The organism is Mucilaginibacter sp. CSA2-8R, assembly GCF_038806765.1.
GTDB lineage: Bacteria > Bacteroidota > Bacteroidia > Sphingobacteriales > Sphingobacteriaceae > Mucilaginibacter.
This window is the reverse complement of record NZ_CP152389.1, coordinates 3,445,676-3,468,524: the sequence shown is the minus strand read 5'-3', so window position 1 is coordinate 3,468,524 and position 22,849 is coordinate 3,445,676. Positions and strand designations below refer to the sequence as shown.

Genomic DNA, 22,849 nt, shown 5'->3' with positions numbered 1-22,849 from the left:
AATTGGAGACAGCAGGTTGACAACTGTTCTTATTTTGTTTTCATTAATACTTTCTGTATTAGCGCTTCCTTACACTACTGCCGTCTATGCAGGCTTATTCCTTTTTTAATTTCGATGCAGTTTTGGTGGGTTTTTGAACATCTTTCTGCTTTGTGCCTTTCTTTGCGTGATGCGGATCGGTCTTTCCTGCCCCCTCAGTGCTTTGCGGATCACTAAATTCATCCTCTTTTGGCGTTACGGAATTCTGTAACGGCTGAGCCTTTAAACGGGCCATGCTGTCTTCGAACCTTTCTTGGCGAAATTGTCTTTCTTGACTTGCATCCAAAAATTTGGTGTATGATTCTAAAAAGCCTGTTGACTTCCCTTCAACCTCAACAATGTCTTTGAGTAGCTTCACCTTGACCTCATGATTGCTACTCATAATTATAAGTCCCGCAAGTCCAATGCCGCCTGTAATTGCTAAGGCTTTTAAAAACATTTTACCCCTGGATTGAACCTTTATCTTTAAAAAAAGATCTTCGTTATCCTCATCGCCGTTTTCTTTGCAAAACTCTTTGTAGAAGTAGGTTAAGCCAGACAAAAACTCGGCAAAAGCGAACGCATTTATATCGTCGTCTTGATTAATTTGGATGGTCAAATACATCCGTCCTTCCTTAATGTAGACGGTAGAAAGGTTTCCTTCTATCGCTTCACGATAAGTAAAAGCGTTTGTTAAAGGCATCCGTGTACTACTCAAAGCTTTGAGGTCTCCATTAAGATCCTCGCTATCAATAATCTTAAGCCACTTGATGTGCTTTCTTTTCTCAGGGTAAGGTTCAAATCTATCCCGAAATTGAAAAACGCGTGAATCTTTCTCAACAAAAGTCTTACTTTCTACAATTCCGAAAGCATATTTTTCAGAGCCACCGCTTGGCGAGATTACCATGTCGCCAACTTTAACACCTTTCTCGAAGTCAATAAGCTGGTTAGCCCATCTTGTTACTTCACTTGCAGGAAAATTATATTTCGATTCGATAGAAGTGCGTAGTCGGGTGAAAGTTGCTTCATCCGCTTTTGATGCTTCCTTAATGTACTGATATGGGATCTCATTGAGGCCGAGCCCAATGTAATTTCTTTCATAAAATTCATCAAAAAGATGACCGCTGTATGTCCGGAAAAACCAATAATCGCGCTCTTGGTCAACTACTCTTATATTTTCAACTACTTCCTCTATGTTAAAATCCATCTTCTGGTTTAGGTAACGGTGTTAAACTATCTGTAAACCTCTTTTAGCAGCGGCCTCATTCACGTCTTTTAAAAATTCCGGCAATTCAGCCATGCTTGTAAATGTTCCGCGCACATCAATAGAGATTGTAATTGATTTATCGTTTTTGATGTAATTATCCTTTGCCTCGCCAAACTCAGTTGGTAAGTTTTGTTCGTAGAGTTTGAAAAAATTAAAGTTTAAAGCGTTAGAAATTGTGACCAGCATTTCAGCGCTGATATCTTTTCTCTGAAATATGGAATAAACATTTCGGTCCCCGGTATTTATGCGTTCAGCAAAAGCTCCGATCTTAAGTCCTGAATTTTGAAACTGTCTTTCAATTTCTTGCCCAATGTGAACTTCCATTGTACAAAATTTGAAATTTTTATTCATCTGATGCTTAAATACTTGTGAGTTTTTCAATCATAAATAAAGACATTTTATTGCAAAAATGAATTTATAGTGCATTATTTGTGCATAAGTATTACATAATTATTCATCACGCAATAACCTATTAGTGGTATGCCTTTAAGTCACGATAAATCCGAAGAGGTTGCTAAACTCAAAAAGTTAAGAAGCTCATTGCCTAAGGGTTGGGCTTTGGAGTTAGCTGGTAAAACCGGACTCTCTATTGGAACTGTACGAAATGTTCTGTATGGTACCCAAAATAACTTCGATGTATTGAACGCTGCAGTGGCTTTGGCCAAAGCACATAAGGCTGGTGTAGAATCGTTAACCGCACAAATTGACGCTTTATGATCTGTCAATTACCTGCCGGGTTAATAGACGGCAACATTGAATTTTTTAATGATCCAGCCAACCTCGAAGTATGCTACTGTTTAACAAATGGTCGTGTGACCAGGGTTAATGATGCTCCAGCTGAGGTGATAGCAACTGTATTATTCGACATGCAAAAGAATCCCATCAAAGTGCAAGCACTTGTCAGTATGGGTTACTTGTCAATTGAGCAACAACTGGAAAAATACTGCAGCTGCTGTTTCGGTGCCTTTGATGGCGAGGCGGATGCCATTGATGGGGTACTCAGTCACTCGGAGTATTGGCCTTGTCCTAAGCGTTTACACTGCGACGCTGCTGGTATTTTGTGCAGCCCTCTAACATTACCAAACGGAACGCTCTCACCAAGAGAAACCGCCGTTTTCACTCTCATTGCTCAATGTAAACTGGACAAAGAAATTGCTGCTGATCTCAATATCAGTGTCGAAACTGTCAAAATACACCAGCGCGGCATCAGGCGTAAGTCAGGCCTCGACAACAAAAAGGAACTTATCAAACTCGCCTTTCAAAAAAAACTCATATGATCACAGCACAAGTTACTCACGCCCATGGCTACGTACGCCTGGACATCGTTTACCCCGATCAGAAGCATCACGTAGTACAGCAGCTGCGTAACATCGCCATCGCTCAACAGTACGTTAACTTTTTAGATAGGCAATACATAATCACCAAGCTCAGGTCGTGGTTACAACAGCGCCGGTTCGCCTTGCCGGCTTCAGTTTCTACAGCCAAGCTAATTGTAATACTTGGTACGCTTGACCGGCAACAAGGCAATAGCATTTACAAGTTCGTGGCTGATAACCAATCTGCTTTTGAGAGCCTGGCGCCTGTGCCATTGTCCATCCAGTACAACTACTATGTCAATTTCATCAAACCAATTATAGAATACTGCCAGCAGGATAACGCCGGCAGTAATGCACTAAAAAGTGAAGGATAGTTCTTTATCGAACCTCGTAGCCGGGCAGTGCTTCAGCTACCAGTTCAAGCAACTTTGAGTAAGCCGGTTAATCACTTCCGGCGGCACTGGGCATTCGTTCTTTAACTCTGACGTATAAGCAAACTTAATGTTTAAGGACCGGCCAGCCCTGCCGGTATTACAGCGGGTTACCGCACGATCCGCCGGCCGGGGCGCTATCCGGCCATTATTAAGCCACTAATTAACCAATATATGGACGCTTTATTATCACCTACCGACATTCAGGTTATTGTAGAATGGGCAGATGCTCAGACGCCGGTACCGGAAGTCGAGTTTACCAATTTAAGACCGGGCATCGGCGCTGACGGTGTACTGGTCCAATTTGACAACCTAACTGTTGACCAGGCTAATCAGCTGCTGGAGCTACGTAGGCGCCTCGACTGCCATGTAAGTATAGGCAATCAAAAAAACCTCGACCAAGTCGTTTTCAACCGGCTTTATCCCTATAACCTAAAGATAGATTATTAAGCCATGGACTTATACATCATCATAGCCGGCCTTTGCATAGCTGCTGCTTTCGCCTGGTTTGCGCGCGTTTACAGTGCTGACCAAACCAATGACCGGCGGCTGCGCGATTATAATCGCCAGCGCAACAAAATGGTAAAACACTAATAATCTAATCACACACCTTAATCCAACAATGGCTCCACGTCAGCATAAAACTACTACCGAGATCGACCCGGAAAACCTCGACACTTATTTTAAAAAGCGCATGCACGAAATCGGCATTAAAAATACTGCCGATTATTATTTTAAAGTGGATGGTGAGCATCCGCAGCCGTCGCGCCGGCAACCGATTTTTGCCAAAAAAGAGTATGGCGATATCCAGATCAATTACCCATGCCTTTACGGTGGCTTTGAGGCCATCGGAAATACCGAGGAGCCCTTTTGGCGCATCCGTATCAACCCGGAAAATCAGCGTGAAGCGGATTATAAATACTTTCAGCCGGCAAATTCAGGCATACATATTTTTCACCCGCCGGCTATCATCCAAAAGTTTAACAAAAAGCAGACTATCCAAACACTTTACATAGTAGAAGGTGAGTTTAAGGCGTTTGCCGGCAGCCTGGCCGGCCTCGATATCGTTGGCCTGGGAGGCAAGGATTTATTTAAAGACCCGGATGGCGGTTTGCATGCCGATATCCAGGCGATCATTAAAGCGTGTGAGGTAGAGAACCTGGTACTGCTGCTGGACGCCGATGTGTTTGAGCTTAACTGGAATTATGAGGATGAGCCTAACAAAGATTTGTCAAAGCGGCTTTACTCGTTTTATGGCAGCGTTAAAAATTTTAGGGAACTGACTAAAGGGAAAGTAAAAGATATTTACTTCTCGCATATCAAGGATACCTGGCTTAAAGAGGCTAAAGGCCTGGATGACCTGCTGCTGCACATGCGTGGCCAGGAGGAGAAGATTACCACTGATCTCGGTAAACTTACTGCTGCGCGTACTTACTTCCATACCATCAATCTATCGACCGAGAGCATAAACAAGGTAAAGGGTTATTTCAGGTTAACGATGCATCAAGGCATCCCGGCTGCTTTTTACGCATACAACGAAGGTATTATCGGCGACCGCGAGTTTACCTTCCTGGGCGCCCGATTCGTGCGCGATAAAGAAAAGGGTTTGCACCTGGTTGCTCACCAAGACAGTTTCAAGTTTATCCGGGTGGCCTGTGATTATTTCAAGGAAATCCAGGTACCTAACTCAAAAGGCGTACTTGAAAAGCGCCGCATCCCGTGGAGCAAAGGCGAAATTACGATGGACTACGTAAAAAAAGGCGTAGATAATTTTTTCGATAGCATCCCCAAATATGACACGTTTTGCAACGTGCCTTGCAATACATCCGATTACCAGCAAATCATCAACGATTGTTATAACCTTTACTACAAATTAGACCACGAGCCTGAAGAGGGAAAATGGCCATCCATTAAAAAATACCTGACCCATGTTTTTGGCGAAAATCCGATCGGTGACGGCAAAACGACCAGCCTGGACCTGGCGATGGACTGTATCCAGCTTAAATACCTTAAGCCTACGCAGAAGCTGCCGATCCTGTGTTTGGTAAGTAAAGAGCGTAACACCGGTAAGTCTACCTTTTTGTGGCTCATGCGCGAAATTTTTGAGGAAAACTCAACGGTGATCGGTAACCAGGAAATCAATGACATGTACAATGATGACTGGGCATCTAAAGCAGTAGTCGGTATTGATGAGGGCTTTATTGATAAAAAGATCGTACTGGAGAAAATAAAATCGCAGTCCACTAACGATAAAATTAAGCTACGCGGTATGTATGCCGGCCGGCAGGATGTAAGCTTTTTCGGCTGGTTTATTTTGACCTCGAACGATGAGACCAACTTCATGGCCATCGATGAGGAGGAGATCAGGTTTTGGGTGGTTAAGGTTAATCCTTACACCGAGGAGGATCCGTTCCTGCTTCGTAAAATGACTGAGGAGATTCCGTACTTTCTGCATTACCTGCAGCAGCGCGAGCTGGTACATGAGCAGTCGAGCCGCTTTTGGTTCAAAAAGGAATTACTGGAGACCGATGCGCTTCGTAAAATCAAAGAAAAATCACGTGGCTGGTTTATCGGCGAACTGCAAAAAGTAATGGAAGAGCTATTCTTTCATTACCGGTACCACACGCTCTACTATACGCTGACCGAGCTTTTCGAAATTTTGAATGGTGGCAATGCCGGCACAAAGTTTCGCAAGGCTGATATTTCGGACCAGCTGCAGGAAAAACTCAAGCTCGAGCCGCGCCTGGCCAGGCATCAGCACCCCAACGATCCAAGTAAAGGTCTATCGCTTACCTCCGAAAAGCATGGCCGGTGTTACGAGTTTAGAATTGAAGACTTTGTGTCTGAAGCAAAAATAAGAAACGAGCTTTCTGACTACATCAATTTCGATGATCTGAAAGATATCCGCAAACGCCCATCGAGCGAAAAAACAACGCTCGAATTTTAATCACCTTACCATGGACAAACCCGAAGTAAATCTCCAGGAGCAGCCGGAAGCTACAACGCCGGTCATCAATTACGTCGCAATTTTTGCTGAGTACAGCTGGTGGCGAAGTGAGGATTTAAGGCGCCTGTTTGCCATTGTCCGGATCCACTGGGATTTCCCGGATCCGGAATGTAAGCAGGAGCTGGTACCGACCGGCGTGGAGCTGCTGGAGGTTTACCGCTCGGAGACCACTTATTTAACCTGGGAGGTGATGATCGGGCATTTTGATGCCGGCAGGCTCGTAAAATTTGTGCCGCCTATACCGGCTGCTAAATAATCAGGGAAAGAGGGAAAGTGAGATGCCAATCGATTATAAAGTTTACCCGCCCGACTGGCCGGAAAGAAGGGAAAGAATACTACACAGGGCCGGTGATCAATGCGAAATATGCCAAGCAAATAATTATACAGTTTGCGACGGTGGTTACCTGGTTAGGCTCGCCGTCGCTCACCTGGATCACGATCCGGAAAACTGGGAGGTAAGTGACGAGCGGCTCCGGGCCTTGTGCCAAAGATGCCATCTCAACAACGATCGCCTGGTCAATATCAGTAAAATAAAATACGGCCGGAACTATGCAAAGCTGCAGTACCGGCTACCATTTTAACTATGAAACATTATAATCACGAAATTTGGCGGGTCTGCCCGATTTGCAACGCCTGGATGGATTTACGAATATCTATGATTTGTAGCTGTGGCCACACCTATAAATTAAAAAAGCCGGTGTTAACCGGCTTTTTTAATTTTGCAAAAATGAATACGCAATCTATGAACGAGTTCAACGCTTTTCCTTAATAACGTTAATATATTTACTTGGCCACCACTTTAATGTCAAATTCGTTTGGTTGAAGCCACCTAAAAGTAGCACTGTAACTATCCGAAGCAAGGGATGCATCTGAACCTCCCGGCTCTCCATTACATAATTGTGGCCTACCATTAGCATCTAAAATATACAATATCCACCATTGATCTTCATTGTCAGGCAAGAATGTCTCAATTTTTACATCATTGGCTTGCGCAGGTACTTTAAAACAACTTACTACTTTCCAATAGGTTGTATAGGGCTTACAACGGAGTACTAAATAGTCATTTTGGCTACCATTGTAGCAATACACATCCCAGTTACGTTTCTCGTTTAAATCTAAGTGCCAGCCAGTGGCAGGAGTTAAGTCCTCCAACCCTCCTACATTAATTGTTACATTGTCATTTGGATTAAGTTTATATCTGTAGACGCCAAAAGTTGCATGAAGACGGCGCATTTTACGAATGCCATCTTGTATGTCAGTAACTCTGTCTTGGGCTGAAAATTGCTGTGTCATTTAAGATTTAGTTTTATAGGTTAATAATCGGTTAATTGCTCTCAATCAAGCAATTAAAGATAACTACTTTTTTAATTCGTTACACTAAATGCTAAAAATTTCTCAAATTAAATTATAGGTAAGTAGGCTTGTAATTTTCATTCCAATATCCTTATCCTTCGTTAATTTTTAAATGGAAACCTAAAGGAGCTAATTATGCGCTAAAAGCAAGGACAGCTTTTCATCAAAGTAAACTTCGTAAGACAGATCACTACCGGTTTCTGATGTATTAATACGGCAGGTTACTTTTATGTTTTCAAGATACATATTGAAAGTAAAGCAAGGTTCAATAAATAACGAATTTGATATATACACTAAATCCTCTTTGTAAAGACGCTCCGATTAGGCGTTCATGACTTTGCGCAGCATAGGAACAACGCACTCATGAAGCCGATGGCTATCGGCTAAATACCATATTACCTACACCGATCGCGTAAAACGCCGCTTTCTTCTACTTCATCAGAGAGACGAGGAACCCCGGCGAAATTTTTGAAAAGGTGCAAAATTTAATTCGGTTTTTTTGCTGAAAAAAAAAGTCTGGAAAATTGCGTTACAACTGTTACATACCTATAACTTTAATTTATATAAGGAATATAAGTATTATGAATATCATAATTTTAAAGAAAAAAGAAGCTGTAACAAATTGTAACAAATGGGCTTTAAGCTGTTACGGTAACGTTACAAGCTGTTACAACTGTTACGGACTTGTTACAGCATTAACTTATTGATTTATAATAAAGTAACAAGGTTTGTAACGCTGTAACAGTTGTAACAGCAAAAAAAAGTTCTTTTATTTTTATTCTTTTTTCTTTTAAAAGAGGGAATGAGGGTAATATAAAGGTGGTAAACTGCTGGTGTACAAAAAAGGACCGCAGACGGTCGGCGAATGGTGCCATCGCCTATCTTTGTGCTATGGCCTTCTACCTGGTACACGCTCAAAATAAAACATACATCGCTAACCCGGATGTAAACCTGCAGGTTGATGTTTACGACCTGAGCAACGAGCAATTTGAACCTACTCCAGGCCGGATGGATTTTTATTGCCACGAGTCGGGTAGGGCTTTTGCGTTTGAGACTGACCTTAACCGGGCCGAGCTTGAAGACGTGACGGCAGCGCTTTTATGGTTTGGTGCTTATGTAGGACTGCCTGAAGTTAAAGTACTTATGGCTAATCCGATGAGCTGTGCCAAATCTTAGTCACTTCTAATTATCCTTTAATATTACCTAAAGAAATTATTTTCTATCTGTTTGTAACTTTCTGAGGCAGTGTATAGTATATAATACTAAAGTGTATTATATTTACCTCACTAATTTACCTCCTGATTAATGTCACAGTCCTGCCTTATCCGCATATCGGTGCGTCCGTATGTCAAAAAGTTTTTGGTGCGCAATTATTCCGAACCTTTCTTTGCCACGGATCGTGGCTTCGCACCTGGTTTTATCCTTAACGCTTTAGAAAAGCCGGTTAAAGTTCATCCGGCTGCAATCCCAAAACGAGTTCAAATTGAGTATGGTGAATTTATACATGTAAGCATTGGCGCCAGTACTGCGCGCAAAAAGGGCCAGCTATTATCCAGCGAAAACGTGCGGATTTTTAACGAGGTGGTGACTGATGCCCTATATGAGCAGCTGTACCAGTTCGTGGTTATGCTGAGCGAAAGCGGGTGTCAGATTGATGCAAGTATCCGCAGTTTCCTGTCGATGTATAATTTTACCGAAGACGATTTGTCTTTCGAAAATGCTAAACGTCAGTTTTACAAATTGCGTAAACGCAAATCCGTGGAGAAAATGCTGGACCATTCGAAGGTGCCGGCAATGGTGGCCACATTCTATGAAGAAAAAGTAATACCTGCTGATCCATATCAGTCGATGGGCGCTGAGATGTCACTTTTAGGTTTTGGAGGTTAAGCATGGCAAACATTACATTTAGCCAGGGAGCTAATATTGGAGGCGTCAGTCAGGTACTGATGGCTTACAGCTATGAGCTGAGCAGCATTAACCCGGTAAGCTTCAAGCCAGGCCGCGACTGGTCGGTGATGGACTTTCTGCCTGATAGCTCATCAGTCAAAGAAAGCAGCTCGGCAGGCGATAACGGTCCGGAGCACAGCTATTCCTTGGTGTTTAGCTTTAACAAGCAGGCACAGGCCATGTATGACGCTTTTAAGCGTTACCTGGGCCAGGTGGGTGTGACCAGGTACACCGACAACAATGGCGTGACCCGGCTGCTCGGCCGGCTGGATAATCCGGTAACCGTTAAAACTGAAAGTGATACCGGTAACGACCCGACCGATATGAACTTTTTTAAAATCACTATCACCTGGACCAATAACGAGCCGGCGCCGGTAATTTAATTATGCCTTATATACTTCATAACTTACCCGAAGCGGATGCCGAAAAACTCTTTGATCGTATACGTTGGGCAATTAATGATATTCTATATCAAGATTTTCCTAAAGATAGCTTAGTGATTTTCTGCCCTTATTATCTAATTAAAACATTAGAAATGTGGGCCGCACGGATGTTTTTGATGAATAACATCTCAGCTATCAGAACATTAGTATTTCAAGGCGTTGAGGTACATAGAGGCTATGATCAGGAAAATATCATCGTCAGCAACTCAAACGGTGATTATGTGCCCAGGTATGTTATAGTACATAAGATCACTTACACCAATAATGAGATAGTGGTAAAAGTCGAACCAGCACAGGAATAAAGTAGAGGTTTTTGCGGTCCTTTCGTGTTTTTTTTGCTCAGGGTATGTTTGCACCATGAGTTTTAGAACTGCCTCTGCTATTCTTCGTGGTACCTTTGCGATTGACCAGGCGTTCGTGCATTCGCACCTTTCCCTTATACATGGGCTAATCACCGGGCAAAAGGTTGATTTCGGTATTTCGGAGCGTGATGAGGAGCTGAAGCTGGAAGGCCTGCCACAGTTGGTGGCCTGCCAACATAACGGCGCTCAGCTGGCCGCCTACGGCGTGGGCATGTATACCGATTATGAGCGGATCCCGGCCGGCTCGGTGGCCATTGTAAATCTTTTTGGTCCTGTTTTAAAGTACGGCGACGGCTGCAGTTATGGTATGGTCGATAAAGCATCGATATTAAACCGTGCAGCTGCTTCAGGTAAATTTAATTCGGTTATACTGGATATCGACAGCCCTGGAGGCCAGGCCGACGGTACACAGCTGTTAGCTGATACCATAAAAAATTTATCTATTCCGGTAATTGGCGTCGTTAACGATGGTATGTGCGCCAGCGCTGCCATGTGGATTGCTTCTGCCTGCCGCGAAATGTACGCTACTAAGCAGACCGATAGTTTCGGCAGCATCGGCGTTTACTGCCAGTTGCCGGATATGAAAAGCTACTTTGAGAAGCAAGGCCTCAAAATCCACGACATCTACTCTGATTTTTCCCAGGATAAAAATAAATCTTACCTGGACGCCATGAATGGCGATTATAAGCTGAAAAAAGAAGAGCTTAATTTTTTGCAGCAGGCCTTTGCTGCAGCCGTTGCTGCGAACCGCGGTGACAGGCTCGACACCTCGAAAGAAGATCCATTTACCGGTAAAATGTACCCTGCTCAGCAAGCGCTGGAGATAGGGCTTATTGACGGTATTAAAAGTTTTGAGGAGGTACTGGCCGGCGCCATTGATATGGGCGCTGATTCAATAAGCACAATAGACAACCCTAATAATATGAAAAACCCTTTCGTTGATTATTTTTCAGCCCTTACTGAGTTAATGGGCAAGGAAACCGTGACTGCCGAGCAAGTAGCTGCAGTAAACGCCCAGATCGTAGCCAATAAAATACCTGGTATTACCCTGGTATTGGATTCTCAAATTGATGAGATGAGCAACGCAGCCGCTGAGGTAACAAAATTACAAGGCGAGATCGTGGCAAAAGATGCCATCATATCGGACCACAAAAAAACCATCGTTAACCAGGCTGCAAAGTTAGGTAAGCCGGCTGAAGACGCGAGCACGCCTAAAGCTGATGCAGAAACCGAAAAAATACCAGGTGGCGATAACGCCGCTGATGCGTTTTTGACATCGGTAGATAAAGAAAAGCAAGCGCAGAACTTCTAACCTATAATTGCCTAAACCTTATCACTTTACTTATTAAAACCTAACCTTTTAAATTATCACATGAAAACCACTAAAGCTCTATTTTTAGTTGCCTGCGCCGCTGTATTCAGCGTGCTGATGGGTGGCTTTATGGCGCAGGCTATTGGCGCTCCTCAATTGGGGAACATCTTTGGCGCTGGCCTTTTTGCTGCTGCCTTTATACCAAAAGGTAGTTACTCGTTCACTGACACCGCTACGCCGGATTTGTCTAAACTTACCACTGCCTTTGTAACCTGGGGCGGTAATATTTTGCGTAAGCATGTTAACAAGCTTAATTTAAAAAGCGGCGTAACCACTTACAAAAACGTAACTACACCTGTCGCGATGGTAAAACTGAGCGCCAAAGGTGAGCCGGGCCCTTACAAAGAAGGAGACCAAACTGATGGTAATGGTGTTGAGTTTACGGACCGTACCCTAACTGTTTACCAGTCGATGTGGGATTTTGACGTGGATCCGGAAAGATACCGTAACAAATACCTGGCATCAAGTACCAAGGCACCATTTTACGAATACATCCTTGACCAGGTAGGTACTGAGTACTTAGCTGCTATTAATAACAAAACCATTGGTAAAGGAAAGCGTAATGCTGCCGGCACGGGTGCTGCTGATATTGCCGATGGCTGGATCACGATCCTGACTGCTGAAGCTGCGAAACCACAGCCGGAAATTACCGCCAAAGCAATCGGTGCCATCGATGCTACTAATGCAGTTACTAAAGTTGAAACGTTTGCATCGTCTCAACAGGACTGGTGGAGAGAAGAGGGCTTTGTGATTAAATGTTCATGGGCCACTTTTGACAATTACAAAAAGCACTACCGTGCAAGCTTCGGTTATACTTTCGATCCGGATGCTTCTGGCCAATACAAATTGGACGGTTTTGCAAATGTTTACCTGGAGCCGGTAAGCTGGATTAAAAATGACGGCCTTTTAGGTGTTGTATATGATGCCCTGGCATTTGGTACCGATGGAAATACTATCCAGGTTGCGGCCTCAATTCGTCGTAACATCATCGAAGTTCGCTTAATGATGCCTGTAGGTCTTGAGTTTGAAGACTTAGAATGTATCTCATTCAGTGATAACCTTATCGCAGCCTAAACCTCAATGAACAATTTAAAAAAACAAGCGGCAGTTACTAAGTACCTGCCGCTTAGTATTGGTAAGTCTGAAGAGGAGGTTAAAGCGTTGCTTGCTGCCGATGATAAGGCTTATCCACCGGCTGAGATCGATGAGATCTACCAGGCGCTTATCGCTCCGGAAAAACCGGCAGCGGCCGAACAGGCAAAATACAAAGTGAATTTCCCGGTTCACATTGCTGAGTTTGAGGGCACGTTTACAGCTGAGGAAATCCTGAATACTCCGGAGGTCCTTGAGCATTTGATCAACATTAAAAGTGCTGCCATTTCGGTAGTAAAGGAGGTTTAATTTATGGATTTTTCAAATATTGCATTGGCAGGGCTTATCCTGTCTGAGGGTGCTCAAAACCCATCAGGTATCGAAGAGGATGCCTGGTTTATTCCTTACGCATGGATAGCTGACCTGAAGGTACCAGTAACCAATCCGGCCACAGCCGTTGAAGCGATGACCATTACCGGAAATCACGTTTTAAAGGCCGGCAAGTCGCCGATTCCTTTATTCACTGCTCAAGACAAATCCGGAATGGATTCGGCCCTGGTTGGTGAGAAGTATAGTAAGATGTTTCAGCCTAACGTAAAATTGTTTCAGCCACAGCCTACCGTGGCCAACGCCGCGAATTTTGCTATTGTTGCCAATCTGCGCGGTATCTTTTTGATTAAGCGTCCGGGTGATGAGTTCTTTACTCAGGTCGGCACTAAAGGCCTTTTAGCTACTGTAAAAGAAGGCTCGGTTAAGTTTGGTGATGGCCCGACCGGCGCACCTGGGATCGAGTTCGTAGGTGAGGCTGCTTCAGTGATGCCTTTCTACATCTACAAAGGCGAATTACCGGCAGCTGCTTAAGCTATGCCTGGCGTTAAGATCAGCCCTGCACTCAAGGGCAAATACCGGGTGGTGGCCACTGAGCTACCCATACTTCATCACCCGCTGCTCGGCCGGCTGGACTTTCGGACTATGACCGAAGCCCAGGCCGAGCAGCTGATCGCCGCCGGCACCGGCTACCTCAAAAAGGTAAAAAAAAGAGCATAAAAAATGGCGAGCAGATCTGCTCACCATTTTTTTACGAACTATAAGACCATTGTAATGACCATGAATAAATGGGATATCCAAGGCAGCATTATGAATTGCGATTCTTATTCTACCAACGGAGATTCAATGTTCGGTAAATTATAGGGATATGTTAAGTCTCTTGAAATACCGTCATCCAAGGTGACTTCGACATTAGTTACATCGCTATCTTTAGAAATAATAAAGCTCAAGCTAAATTGTCTTTCAAGAGACTGATATTTTACAATCGGCTCACTTGACCCTTCACGGTCCACAACTCTGTGTTGAGTAATTTCAATAGTTGCATAGTACTTGCCTTTACAATCATAAGATATTATTGCGTATTCGTTGAAAGCGGTAATTCTTGGTGTATTACCATATACAATCTCAAACTGATTATGTATAACCTTTAACGAGATTTCGAAAAAGCCAAAACTTATGTTTCCTATTATTTTTGAATGAAGGCCACTTTGATAAAAGTGGCGCACGAAACTTCGTAAGACATGATTATATCCATGAGCAAATCTTCCAAGTAGCCCACCATTTTTATCTGCTATAATTGTATTTAGCCATTCAGGTTGTTCTTTTAGTTGTGTAACAAAGATTTGCGGGTATAGCTCAATAAAGTCTTGAATTTTGCTATGGAAATGGTACGAAACACCATCTATAAAATATCCATTATTTAAGTCTGACGGTTCTCCTGTTTTTTTGGCTTGAGTTTCTTCTTCAGTAAGAAAATCGGATATGTTATTAGTCAGAATATGAGCCTCCTTTATTCCATTTAATAAACAATAAGTTTTGTACGATTGCCAAATGACAGCATCTTTATACTCAAATGGTTTTTTTTGACCTGGCTGCGTTTTTGTAAAATAAGGTGGCTTATATAATTTTACCCAACCAAGTACCGTTTGCAAGGTTTCGTTTGAAGTTTCTATCAAATGAAAGTTGGGAAATTTAAACAAAGCATCATAGAAATAATTCAAATCGCCTAACTCCGGATTGATTTCGGTCACTGATATTTTTAGCTCTTCTTTGAGAAACTTATTTAATCCTCTTACAGAGCCTTGTAGAGATTTGGCTGCTTTTGAAGCAATCGTTAGAGCTTCAGAAGCGTCAAGTTCATAATTTTTGTTTATTTCAGCAATCACAACGTCAGAAATATACAAATGAAACTTATCGTTTTTTTTGAGCTCACTGAGCAACGCGCTGGGAAAGTTGTGTCTCCAGAGTGGATCTTCTTTTACTGCGTTTGTATCTAAAAAAATATGCATAGTTGAACTTACTAATATTTGTTTAAAGTCGCAGAAAAACAGTAAGTATATGTGATTTTTGCGGTCCTTAATTATTAAATGGTAGCTGCATACTTTTGTGACTACCCGTTAATTTTATACAGTTGATTTTTGTTTGAAATGATCATCAAGCCCGGGCGAGCCGGGCTTTTTGCGTTTCTCCTAATTAAGGCAACAGTCCAGGCAATATGTTCCCTTTTACATCTTTCGTAAAGAGGTCTTCATTATTTATAATAAATTTCGACATGTCATTGTACAACAGGCTTAATTCCTTATTGTCATATCTTATTTGATGTCCGTACATACCTACCTTAACACTTATGGTTCGCCACTTGAATTCGTTTTGTGGAAGTGTTTTCAACCATTTTTCCTTTACAAATGCTTTATGCAAATTATGTGCATGTGAAACGTTATTACGAAGAATATAGAGCATAATGTACCAAGGCTGCTTTCGCAAGGTGACTTTCAAATGTTCCCTTTTACCACCTCCTTTATGCAAATTGTCACATTCTTCTTGGTATTTTCCTATATAAAAATCCAAGGTTTCATAAATACTGTTGATAAAACTTAACCTAATTTGATGTCCTACCTGCATATTTATTGTGTCAAGCGCATCATCAAAATTCTTACCGCTAATAAACTGAAAGCGTCCAAGTTGGAGGTTTATAGCGTGATCACGTAAGCTTATTGTATAAATGTCGTCTTGATTTGGCTCGACCTCCTTATTCATATGCTTTTCCATATTATCATGGTCAAAACTGATGTAGTCCACTGTTTTATCAGGAATTTGTCCGGACGATACATCTGATATGTCTTTGTAAAAAAACATTTGACTATAAAGCATCATCATATACGTAGTGTGATATTGTTCCAGTGAAAACAATAAATAGTTAAAGGTAAGAGGTAAGTCGCCTCTCTTTTCGACATGTCTTCGCATAGCTTTTTTTGGAAATATATTTAAATGTTTCCGGCTTTTTGCGGTCCTTTTTTTCCTATCCACTTTCCCTGTCATTTGCCGGTATGAAAAAACGCCTTATTGCATACGCGGCCGCATTGGCCAGCCTTGTAGGTCTTGGATCAGCATCCAAAGCAAATACTGAAAGCCTTAACACCAAAACCGATGTTTCCATCAAAGCGGATCCAAAATCAACCAAAAGGAAAACAACCGGTGTGGTAAATACGATCGGCGGGATCCCGATCACCCATTTATTCCCAAAATATGGCATGTCGCCCAGAGAGTACGGCCAGCGCTATGGTAACGGAAAAAACAGGAAACATAAGTCTAACCGGTTGCGCTATGCCCGTAAAGCTGCATAAATGGCCGCAGTACACGACTGGCTGAACGGCAGCCGTGATTTTGCAGCCGGTGTAGCGCTGTACGCTCAGCTGGGCGGCAGCGCCTTGTACCAGCGTATGTTCGCCAACACCGGCGCAACACCGGCCAACAAGGCAAAGCTCGCCGCTGAGCTGGAGAAGTTCGCCGGCAGCGTACCGGTACCTGCGCCTGATCCGGCACCGGTAAAGCCCAGGCCTGCTGCAGCTGCTACCACACCGCCGCCAAACAAGGATGGCGAAAACCGGCGCTACCTGGACCTGCTTAAAAAGCGCGACCTGCTTTACCGCAACCTGGATCACCTGCACGTTGAAAAGCGGTTTCTGCAAGTGGGCGATAAGCTGCGCGATTGTGCCTTTGCCATTCTAAGCACTCACCAAAAAATTGTGGAGTGCTGGACAATGATTGATCACTACCAGGAGCATGAAACTTTCCCTGTTGCGAAGCAAAAGCCTGTAAGGGATAAAAAGGTCGAAATACAATACCTGCGTGTATCTATCAGCAAAGCGGAAAAGCGCCTCAAACAGCCCGGATGCCGGAACCGGGTACGGACCGAGCGTCTGCTTAAAGATAAACAGGATGAGCTGGCAAAGCTCCTCTAATACCTAAACCTAACCTAACCTTATCATGAACGGATTAAGCAAATATGTGCGTCCGGGTGATATTAAAGGCAATACCGCCTACGATATCATTATGCGCGCGTGGCTTGCTCACAAAGTAGATCAACTGCCGGATGAGCAGCAAAGAATGCTCGAGCGCTGGAAACAGGCCGACCGGCTGCTGCGTAACGGCGAGCTGGTAAAAAAAATCACTACCGAGGGTATAGAGAGTAATCATCAACGCTTCAATGTCTCGATGGTTGTCGAATGGCTCGTCGAGAATTATGGTATTTCTCAGCGAACCGCTTACGAAGATATCCATAACACAAAGCGTTTTTTTCTATCTCTGGAGAGCAGACCTGAAATTGAATACGAACGAAATATTGCCATACTGATCGGCGATGAACTGCGGGAGTTGTGCATCAAAAAGGGCGATATGAAAGCTGCAGCTGCAGTATTTAAAGAGGTCAATGTGATCAAAGGCCTGCACGAGCAAAGCATCGAGGCGCCCGATTACTCAGAGTTTCAACCACCTGAATTTACGATCACGACCAGCGCCACTGACCTGGGCTTTGAGTACGTTGATGCGGAGGCCGCTACTAAGCGGATCCTGGGCGAGAAACGCCTGGAGTTTTTGCAAAGTGAGGCCGTAGATGCTGAGGAGGTTGACGATGAGTAGCACAATATGGCTCAATAAGCCTCAACAAACGGCTAACCTCATTATGGCCAAAGAGGAATACGGCGTGTGGGGACGTGGTACCGGTAAGACTGAAGGTCCGATGGCCATGCGCTCCATTGCCCTGGCTAATATGATGCCTCGAGGCGCGACCGGTATGGTCGGCGCTACTTATATGCAGATATTGACCAGGACGCTGCCGGCTCTCGAAAAAGGCTGGCAGCGTTACGGCTACAAGCCTGGCGTGCATTACTGGATCGGTAAAAAACCGCCTAAGCATTTAAAAATTAAGGACGCCATTTATAACCCGCGCAATCCTGAGCATACTATATTTTGGTGGAATGGTCACGCTTTCCATTTTATGAGCCTGGACCGTCCGGGACTGGCCAACGGTAAAACCGTCGACGCGATCATGGGTGATGAAGCGCGGTTCCTTAATTATACCAGGTACATGGACGATATCGCGCCCACTAATCGTGGTAACCGTGAGGTATTCGGTCACCTGGCCCTGCATCATGCCATTACGTTTTATACGGATATGCCGACCGACCAGACCGGAAAGTGGATCCTGGAAAAAGAAAAGCAAATGGACCGGCAGCAATGCACCGAACTGCTTAACCTGCAGCTGGCCTACAATAACCTTAAAATAAAAAATAAACTGGAGGGCGATAAATGCAGCATCCATAGCCGGCGCAAACTCCAGGCTATTGGTGAGGCGCTCAATACCCTGCGTAAAAACAGCGTTTTTTATAGTGAGGCCAGTAGCTTGGCTAATATCGAAGTGCTGGGCGAGGAGCAATTCAAGCAGTGGAAACGCGAACTGAAGCCGCATATCTACCAGGCCTCGGTGCTTAATAAGCGCATTATCCATGTCGAGAACGGGTTTTACCCATTGCTCGACCTGGAGAAGCACACCTATGATAGCTACAACTACAGCTTTATAGATGGCATTGGCTTGTCACTCAACCGTGACACCATCCAGGACTGCAGGTTTGATAACGATATCGATAAGCGTAAAGGCCTGGACATTGCCTTTGATGCCAATGCCAGGCACAACTGTGTGGTGACAGGGCAGGAGCGCCCAGGTGAGTACCGGGTGCTCAGCTCTATGTTTGTTAAGGATAACGACCGCCTGCAGGAGTTGCTGGCCAAATGGATAGCTTACTATAAGTACCATCCTAAAAAGGAAGTAACCTTTGTATTTGACCACACCTTTGTGGGTACCGATGCGTTGCGCATAAAGAGCTATGCTGACGTGATCACCGATACCCTGCGCGCTGCAGGTTGGAAGGTGATCCGTAACAACATCGGTAAGCAGCCGCTGCATGATACCAGGTTCCGGATGTGGGGCATGGTGTTCAAAGAAGATACCGAGAAGTTTAAGCGGATCCGGATCAACAAGGGTAACTGCGCACAAATGCTCATTAGCCTGCAACGTGCCGGCATGTATATGTCGGGCAAACTGCACCAAAAGGATAAGCGTGACGAAGGTAACAAGCTGATGCCACCCGAAGATACGACGCACCATAGTGATGCCTTTGATACGCTGTACCTGGGCCGCTTCAAGCAAAGGGTAGGGTATGTAATGCCTAAGACATCGCTGCTCTTTAGCTAAGATGAAGGTTTTAGTTTAAATATTTGTTGTTATTTAAGTAATTTCAAGTATGACAAAAAGACAAACATCTGAAGAGACAAAGCTTGAGTCGGCATGGGAGCGGGCATTCAATTCTCAACATTATGAAATAGACTACGACACAGATATACCTGACGGCTTCCACGAGCTCGTTGATGATAAGATTGATAATATAACTGAGGATGAGTGGTATCCCGAAGCGGTAAAGTTGATGGAATTAAGACCACACATAAGCGTTGATGCGTTGGCTGACCAAGCAGCATCAAACTTCGCCAATAAGTTATTTAATACATCTGGTATCAAAGTTATCTTTAAAGGAGGTTTCTAACTCCTTACCTCCAAGCCTCCAGGGGGTGCCCGCCGACCAGGCAGGCACCCCCTTTGTCATATATCGTAAATTTTGGCCCGCCGCTTTCCCTGTCGCGATAGTGCGTGGCGTGCTCAACTCCGCGAAAGTGCAGCAAAAATCGTCACGTTTCAGGTTTAACAGGTTGAACAATATGGTTTTAGTGTTTTTTTGACTGCAAACGTTTCAGCGGTTTTTGCGGTCCTTTCTTTCCCAGTGCGGTGCCTGCACCTTTGTGCTATGAATGACCTGATCAGGGTAGCCGATATGCTGGAGATCATGCAAATGCGCAGTGATGACGGTAATCTGATACCTTTTTCGATCACGTTTGTAACCGCCAACAAAAAAGAGGGTACCGGTGGCCAGCGTATCAGTTACGAGGCTGCAGTACTTTACGGCTTTGCAAAAAGTAACAGTACGATACGCAATCCTGCGCATCATGCTAATTATACCCGCAACCTGGTAGGCGTAGGCACAAACGAGATCCGGAAGTTTCATCCGCTATTAGTTGAGTATTTCAACGGTAAAACCGTGATTTTATGAGTAAACGCCTGGACCTTATTATTTCTGATGATGTAGCTTACCTGCCCGGCATACGGGCAGGCGTTTTTATGGGCGCCGGCCCGATGCCGGCCGTGCGCCCATCGGAGCCAAAGATTGAGCTGCTCAATAATATCACGCCTTACGCCAGTTGGGGCGACGATAACCTGTTTCCGCAAAACATCATTGAGATGTCGAGCAGGAGTACGGAGCTGCCATCGCTACTGGAGTGGAAGGCACGCGCTGCCTTGGGTAAAGAGGTGCTGCCGTTTACCAGGTCCTACGATGCCGCGACCGGTACGCTCAAAGATGAGTTCTGTAATGATCCAAAAATCCTGGCTTTTCTGTCTTCGATACCCACCAAGCGCTATATGCGCGAGGCTTACAACGATTTCTTTTGGTTTTGGAACGTGTTTCCTGATCTGATCAAAAGTAAGGGCGGTGACGAGATAGCTTACATCGGGGTGAACGAAGCTGCACACTGCCGCTGGTCCGTTCAAAACGATAAAGGGATCATCGAAAAATGCTGGATCAGTCCTAACTGGGGAACCGGTATGGTCAAAGAAGACAATGCACTAATCCTGCCGGTGATTGATCCTTACAACTGGAATGCGGTCGAGGACATAAAGAAAAATACATCGAACCGGTTTGTTTATCCGATATCGTTTCCCTCACCTGGTAAGACGTATTACCAGCTTTCCACCTGGGACGGTTTCCGCACATCCGGCTGGATGGCCATTGCCGAAAAAATACCGGTGTTTAAGCAGCACCTGATGAAAAATCAGATGCACATCAAATACCTGATTACCATTCCGTCCAATCACTGGGAGAACCACTACGAGGGCTGGCACAATAAATCCGAAGAGGAGCAAATGCAGCTTAAAAGAAAAACGCTCACCGAGATTAACGACAGGCTGACCAACGTAGAAAATGCCGGCAAGTCGATTATGAACGAGGTGAGCATTGATGCTGAGGGTAAAGTGCAGCCCGGATGGAAAATCGAGGTGATCGATGATAAGTTTAAAGAGGGCGCTTACCTGGAAGACAGCCAGGAGGCCAGCGCCCACCTCATGCGCGCGCTCGGCCTGGATCCTACATTGGTGGGCCAGGGACCCGGTAAGAACATGGGCGCCGGCAGCGGCTCTGATAAGCGGATCGCTTTCAATTTATACTGCGCGCTGCAAAACCCTTACAGGGACGTAGTGCTGGAGCCGTTCCACTTTATCGCCGATTACAACGGCTGGAAAGAAAAATACCCGACGCTCACTTTCAAAACTGTGGAAGTGGAGCTGGAAACCCTGGATAAATCACACCAAACCTCACAACTTAAAGCTGCCTAATGATCCTGATCAGCAACATAGACCAATTAAAGGGAGCCAACAGCTCCGTGGTCCACAATATGAAATTTGAAAGCATTGCATCCTTTGTCCGGGATACTGCATTCAATGAACTGCACAAGGCTATTGGCCGCGACACTTACACTATCCTGGTGGCTGGAGGTGGAGACCTGATAGGCCACGCCGCCAGCCTGGCCAGGACGGCTGAGGCTAACCTGGCAATTGCCGGCTATGTATCGTCCGGAAGCGTAAAGCTCGGTGAAATGGGTACCATGGTATTCCAGGATGAGAAGTATAAAATTGCTTCAGATAAAAAGATCGCTGCCCTGGTGAATGATTCCCGCATGGCTGGGTACCGGGCGCTCGACTCCCTGCTGGAGTACATGGAGCGTGAGCCTAGAACGTTTACCAAATATTTTGATAGCCCGGAACGTAGAAGCAATTTAAACGGCTTTGTGCATAGTACGCTTATCTTTAACGAGGCACAATACATTGATAATAACCCTGTTTTGTTCCGTTCGTTAAAGTCTTTCATCAGGAATGCTGAGCGCCAGTATATTGAGCCATTGCTGGGTAATGAGTTCACTACCGGCTTTAAAAGCCGGATGCTTGCCCAGCAGCTAACCGAAGATGATTTGACGCTGCACCGGTACATCGCTGATGTGGTGGCGCCTGCCGCTATTGCTGAGGCTATACCTTACCAGGCGGTTAAGATGGATGCCAACGGGATTTTTGTTAATTCCGTAGGCTTGAGCGCCGGCGCTGAAAATGTCGAAAGGCAAACCTCGGCTGATACCCGGCGCCTGGTGATGGCCATGACGGCAATGGAGGAGCAATCCGAAACAAGCCTGGCCAGGCTGCGCGAATACATATACAATAACAGCACTAAGCTGCCCGGTGTCCGTCCTGTTACGCTCGACACCCGGTCGACCTTAAACGACGACGATCGCGGTTTTTATTTTGTCTAATACCTAAACCTTATCATAATGGAGTTAACCCTAATTCGGAAAGCAAAATCCGACACCACTACGCTCGGCCAGCTGCTTGTAAACAGCCACTTTACCTGCTACACACTGGAAGACAAGGACCGCGACCTGGTGCAAACCATGAAGCCGGCCGACATTGCCAAAATCAAAGTACACGCCAAAACTGCAATACCGAAAGGCCGGTACCAGGTTGTTATTACCTTCTCTAACCGGTTTCAGAAAGATTTGCCTTTACTGGTTAACGTACCCGGTTACGAAGGGGTGCGGATCCACTCCGGTAACACCGATAAAGATACCGAAGGCTGCATCCTGGTAGGCTATGAGCAGAATACTGACTGGGTAGGTCAAAGCCGTATGGCTATGACCGGACTGATGGCACTTTTACACCAGGCAGTTATCAAAAAAGAGCAAATTTTTATCACCATCCAATAAACCGG

At 44.7% G+C, this 22,849-nt stretch carries 30 protein-coding genes; 25 read left to right on the top strand and 5 right to left on the bottom strand.

Features of this window, described 5'->3' with window-relative positions; translation table 11 throughout:
* Positions 1–94 precede the first annotated feature (94 nt).
* A complete protein-coding gene (locus tag AAGR14_RS14935; RefSeq protein ID WP_342645032.1) occupies positions 95–1,225 on the bottom strand; it encodes a hypothetical protein in 1,131 nt (376 codons plus the stop codon).
* A 21-nt stretch (positions 1,226–1,246) separates the two neighbouring features.
* Positions 1,247–1,609: a hypothetical protein gene (locus tag AAGR14_RS14930; RefSeq protein WP_342645031.1), complete on the bottom strand. Its 363-nt coding sequence runs from the start codon at positions 1,607–1,609 to the stop codon at positions 1,247–1,249.
* Positions 1,610–1,765: 156 nt separating this feature from the next.
* On the opposite strand from AAGR14_RS14930, the gene AAGR14_RS14925 reads away from it, so the two are divergent.
* The 7 genes from AAGR14_RS14925 to AAGR14_RS14895 all read left to right on the top strand — a co-directional run bounded on the left by AAGR14_RS14925 (position 1,766) and on the right by AAGR14_RS14895 (position 6,295).
* On the top strand, positions 1,766–2,002 hold the full coding sequence (locus AAGR14_RS14925) for a hypothetical protein (protein WP_342645030.1): 237 nt from the start codon (positions 1,766–1,768) through the stop codon (positions 2,000–2,002).
* Positions 1,999–2,562 (top strand): helix-turn-helix transcriptional regulator, encoded by a 564-nt coding sequence (locus AAGR14_RS14920; RefSeq protein ID WP_342645029.1) that lies wholly within the window; start codon positions 1,999–2,001, stop codon positions 2,560–2,562. The genes AAGR14_RS14925 and AAGR14_RS14920 overlap by 4 nt, the downstream gene beginning before the upstream one ends.
* Positions 2,559–2,975, top strand: a complete 417-nt coding sequence (locus tag AAGR14_RS14915) for a hypothetical protein (protein WP_342645028.1) — start codon at positions 2,559–2,561, stop codon at positions 2,973–2,975. The genes AAGR14_RS14920 and AAGR14_RS14915 overlap by 4 nt, the downstream gene beginning before the upstream one ends.
* Before the next feature lie 231 nt (positions 2,976–3,206).
* On the top strand, positions 3,207–3,482 hold the full coding sequence (locus AAGR14_RS14910; RefSeq protein ID WP_342645027.1) for a hypothetical protein: 276 nt from the start codon (positions 3,207–3,209) through the stop codon (positions 3,480–3,482).
* 3 nt (positions 3,483–3,485) lie between these two features.
* Positions 3,486–3,626, top strand: a complete 141-nt coding sequence (locus tag AAGR14_RS14905; protein WP_342645026.1) for a hypothetical protein — start codon at positions 3,486–3,488, stop codon at positions 3,624–3,626.
* Positions 3,627–3,654: 28 nt separating this feature from the next.
* Complete coding sequence (locus tag AAGR14_RS14900) at positions 3,655–5,979, top strand: primase-helicase family protein (RefSeq protein ID WP_342645025.1); 2,325 nt, start codon at positions 3,655–3,657, stop codon at positions 5,977–5,979.
* A gap of 10 nt (positions 5,980–5,989) precedes the next feature.
* Positions 5,990–6,295 carry a hypothetical protein gene (locus AAGR14_RS14895; RefSeq protein ID WP_342645024.1) on the top strand — a complete coding sequence of 102 codons (306 nt, stop codon included), beginning with the start codon at positions 5,990–5,992 and terminating at the stop codon, positions 6,293–6,295.
* A gap of 527 nt (positions 6,296–6,822) precedes the next feature.
* On the opposite strand, the gene AAGR14_RS14890 is transcribed toward AAGR14_RS14895, so the two are convergent.
* Positions 6,823–7,332: a hypothetical protein gene (locus AAGR14_RS14890; RefSeq protein WP_342645023.1), complete on the bottom strand. Its 510-nt coding sequence runs from the start codon at positions 7,330–7,332 to the stop codon at positions 6,823–6,825.
* Between the two features lie 951 nt (positions 7,333–8,283).
* Here AAGR14_RS14890 and AAGR14_RS14885 point away from each other — a divergent pair.
* The 9 genes from AAGR14_RS14885 to AAGR14_RS14845 all read left to right on the top strand — a co-directional run bounded on the left by AAGR14_RS14885 (position 8,284) and on the right by AAGR14_RS14845 (position 13,655).
* Positions 8,284–8,568, top strand: coding sequence for a hypothetical protein (locus AAGR14_RS14885; RefSeq protein ID WP_342645022.1), 285 nt, complete (start codon positions 8,284–8,286; stop codon positions 8,566–8,568).
* Between the two features lie 129 nt (positions 8,569–8,697).
* A complete protein-coding gene (locus AAGR14_RS14880) occupies positions 8,698–9,279 on the top strand; it encodes a hypothetical protein (RefSeq protein WP_342645021.1) in 582 nt (193 codons plus the stop codon).
* A gap of 2 nt (positions 9,280–9,281) precedes the next feature.
* Positions 9,282–9,722: a hypothetical protein gene (locus AAGR14_RS14875; RefSeq protein WP_342645020.1), complete on the top strand. Its 441-nt coding sequence runs from the start codon at positions 9,282–9,284 to the stop codon at positions 9,720–9,722.
* A gap of 2 nt (positions 9,723–9,724) precedes the next feature.
* Entirely contained in the window at positions 9,725–10,084 is a 360-nt protein-coding gene (locus AAGR14_RS14870) for a hypothetical protein (RefSeq protein ID WP_342645019.1), read from the top strand.
* A gap of 55 nt (positions 10,085–10,139) precedes the next feature.
* Positions 10,140–11,456 carry a S49 family peptidase gene (locus AAGR14_RS14865; protein ID WP_342645018.1) on the top strand — a complete coding sequence of 439 codons (1,317 nt, stop codon included), beginning with the start codon at positions 10,140–10,142 and terminating at the stop codon, positions 11,454–11,456.
* Between the two features lie 60 nt (positions 11,457–11,516).
* Entirely contained in the window at positions 11,517–12,590 is a 1,074-nt protein-coding gene (locus AAGR14_RS14860) for a hypothetical protein (protein WP_342645017.1), read from the top strand.
* A 6-nt stretch (positions 12,591–12,596) separates the two neighbouring features.
* Positions 12,597–12,917 carry a hypothetical protein gene (locus AAGR14_RS14855; protein WP_342645016.1) on the top strand — a complete coding sequence of 107 codons (321 nt, stop codon included), beginning with the start codon at positions 12,597–12,599 and terminating at the stop codon, positions 12,915–12,917.
* Between the two features lie 3 nt (positions 12,918–12,920).
* Positions 12,921–13,469 (top strand): hypothetical protein, encoded by a 549-nt coding sequence (locus AAGR14_RS14850; protein WP_342645015.1) that lies wholly within the window; start codon positions 12,921–12,923, stop codon positions 13,467–13,469.
* 3 nt (positions 13,470–13,472) lie between these two features.
* Positions 13,473–13,655, top strand: a complete 183-nt coding sequence (locus tag AAGR14_RS14845; RefSeq protein ID WP_342645014.1) for a hypothetical protein — start codon at positions 13,473–13,475, stop codon at positions 13,653–13,655.
* A 104-nt stretch (positions 13,656–13,759) separates the two neighbouring features.
* On the opposite strand, the gene AAGR14_RS14840 is transcribed toward AAGR14_RS14845, so the two are convergent.
* Entirely contained in the window at positions 13,760–14,944 is a 1,185-nt protein-coding gene (locus tag AAGR14_RS14840) for a PIN domain-containing protein (protein WP_342645013.1), read from the bottom strand.
* Between the two features lie 184 nt (positions 14,945–15,128).
* Positions 15,129–15,974 (bottom strand): hypothetical protein, encoded by an 846-nt coding sequence (locus AAGR14_RS14835; protein WP_342645012.1) that lies wholly within the window; start codon positions 15,972–15,974, stop codon positions 15,129–15,131.
* 8 nt (positions 15,975–15,982) lie between these two features.
* Between AAGR14_RS14835 and AAGR14_RS14830 the strand changes: the two genes are divergently transcribed.
* The 9 genes from AAGR14_RS14830 (at position 15,983) to AAGR14_RS14790 (ending at position 22,844) form a co-directional block, all read left to right on the top strand.
* Positions 15,983–16,279 (top strand): hypothetical protein, encoded by a 297-nt coding sequence (locus tag AAGR14_RS14830; RefSeq protein ID WP_342645011.1) that lies wholly within the window; start codon positions 15,983–15,985, stop codon positions 16,277–16,279.
* Positions 16,280–16,897, top strand: coding sequence for a hypothetical protein (locus AAGR14_RS14825; protein WP_342645010.1), 618 nt, complete (start codon positions 16,280–16,282; stop codon positions 16,895–16,897). It abuts the gene before it with no gap.
* 25 nt (positions 16,898–16,922) lie between these two features.
* On the top strand, positions 16,923–17,573 hold the full coding sequence (locus AAGR14_RS14820; protein ID WP_342645009.1) for a hypothetical protein: 651 nt from the start codon (positions 16,923–16,925) through the stop codon (positions 17,571–17,573).
* On the top strand, positions 17,566–19,185 hold the full coding sequence (locus tag AAGR14_RS14815; protein ID WP_342645008.1) for a hypothetical protein: 1,620 nt from the start codon (positions 17,566–17,568) through the stop codon (positions 19,183–19,185). Before AAGR14_RS14820 ends, AAGR14_RS14815 begins: the two co-directional genes overlap by 8 nt.
* A 49-nt stretch (positions 19,186–19,234) precedes the next feature.
* Positions 19,235–19,531, top strand: coding sequence for a hypothetical protein (locus AAGR14_RS14810; protein WP_342645007.1), 297 nt, complete (start codon positions 19,235–19,237; stop codon positions 19,529–19,531).
* A gap of 258 nt (positions 19,532–19,789) precedes the next feature.
* Complete coding sequence (locus AAGR14_RS14805) at positions 19,790–20,092, top strand: hypothetical protein (protein ID WP_342645006.1); 303 nt, start codon at positions 19,790–19,792, stop codon at positions 20,090–20,092.
* Positions 20,089–21,429, top strand: a complete 1,341-nt coding sequence (locus AAGR14_RS14800) for a hypothetical protein (RefSeq protein ID WP_342645005.1) — start codon at positions 20,089–20,091, stop codon at positions 21,427–21,429. Before AAGR14_RS14805 ends, AAGR14_RS14800 begins: the two co-directional genes overlap by 4 nt.
* On the top strand, positions 21,429–22,394 hold the full coding sequence (locus tag AAGR14_RS14795; RefSeq protein WP_342645004.1) for a DUF6712 family protein: 966 nt from the start codon (positions 21,429–21,431) through the stop codon (positions 22,392–22,394). Before AAGR14_RS14800 ends, AAGR14_RS14795 begins: the two co-directional genes overlap by 1 nt.
* Positions 22,395–22,412: 18 nt before the next feature.
* Entirely contained in the window at positions 22,413–22,844 is a 432-nt protein-coding gene (locus AAGR14_RS14790; RefSeq protein ID WP_342645003.1) for a DUF5675 family protein, read from the top strand.
* Positions 22,845–22,849: the final 5 nt, after the last annotated feature.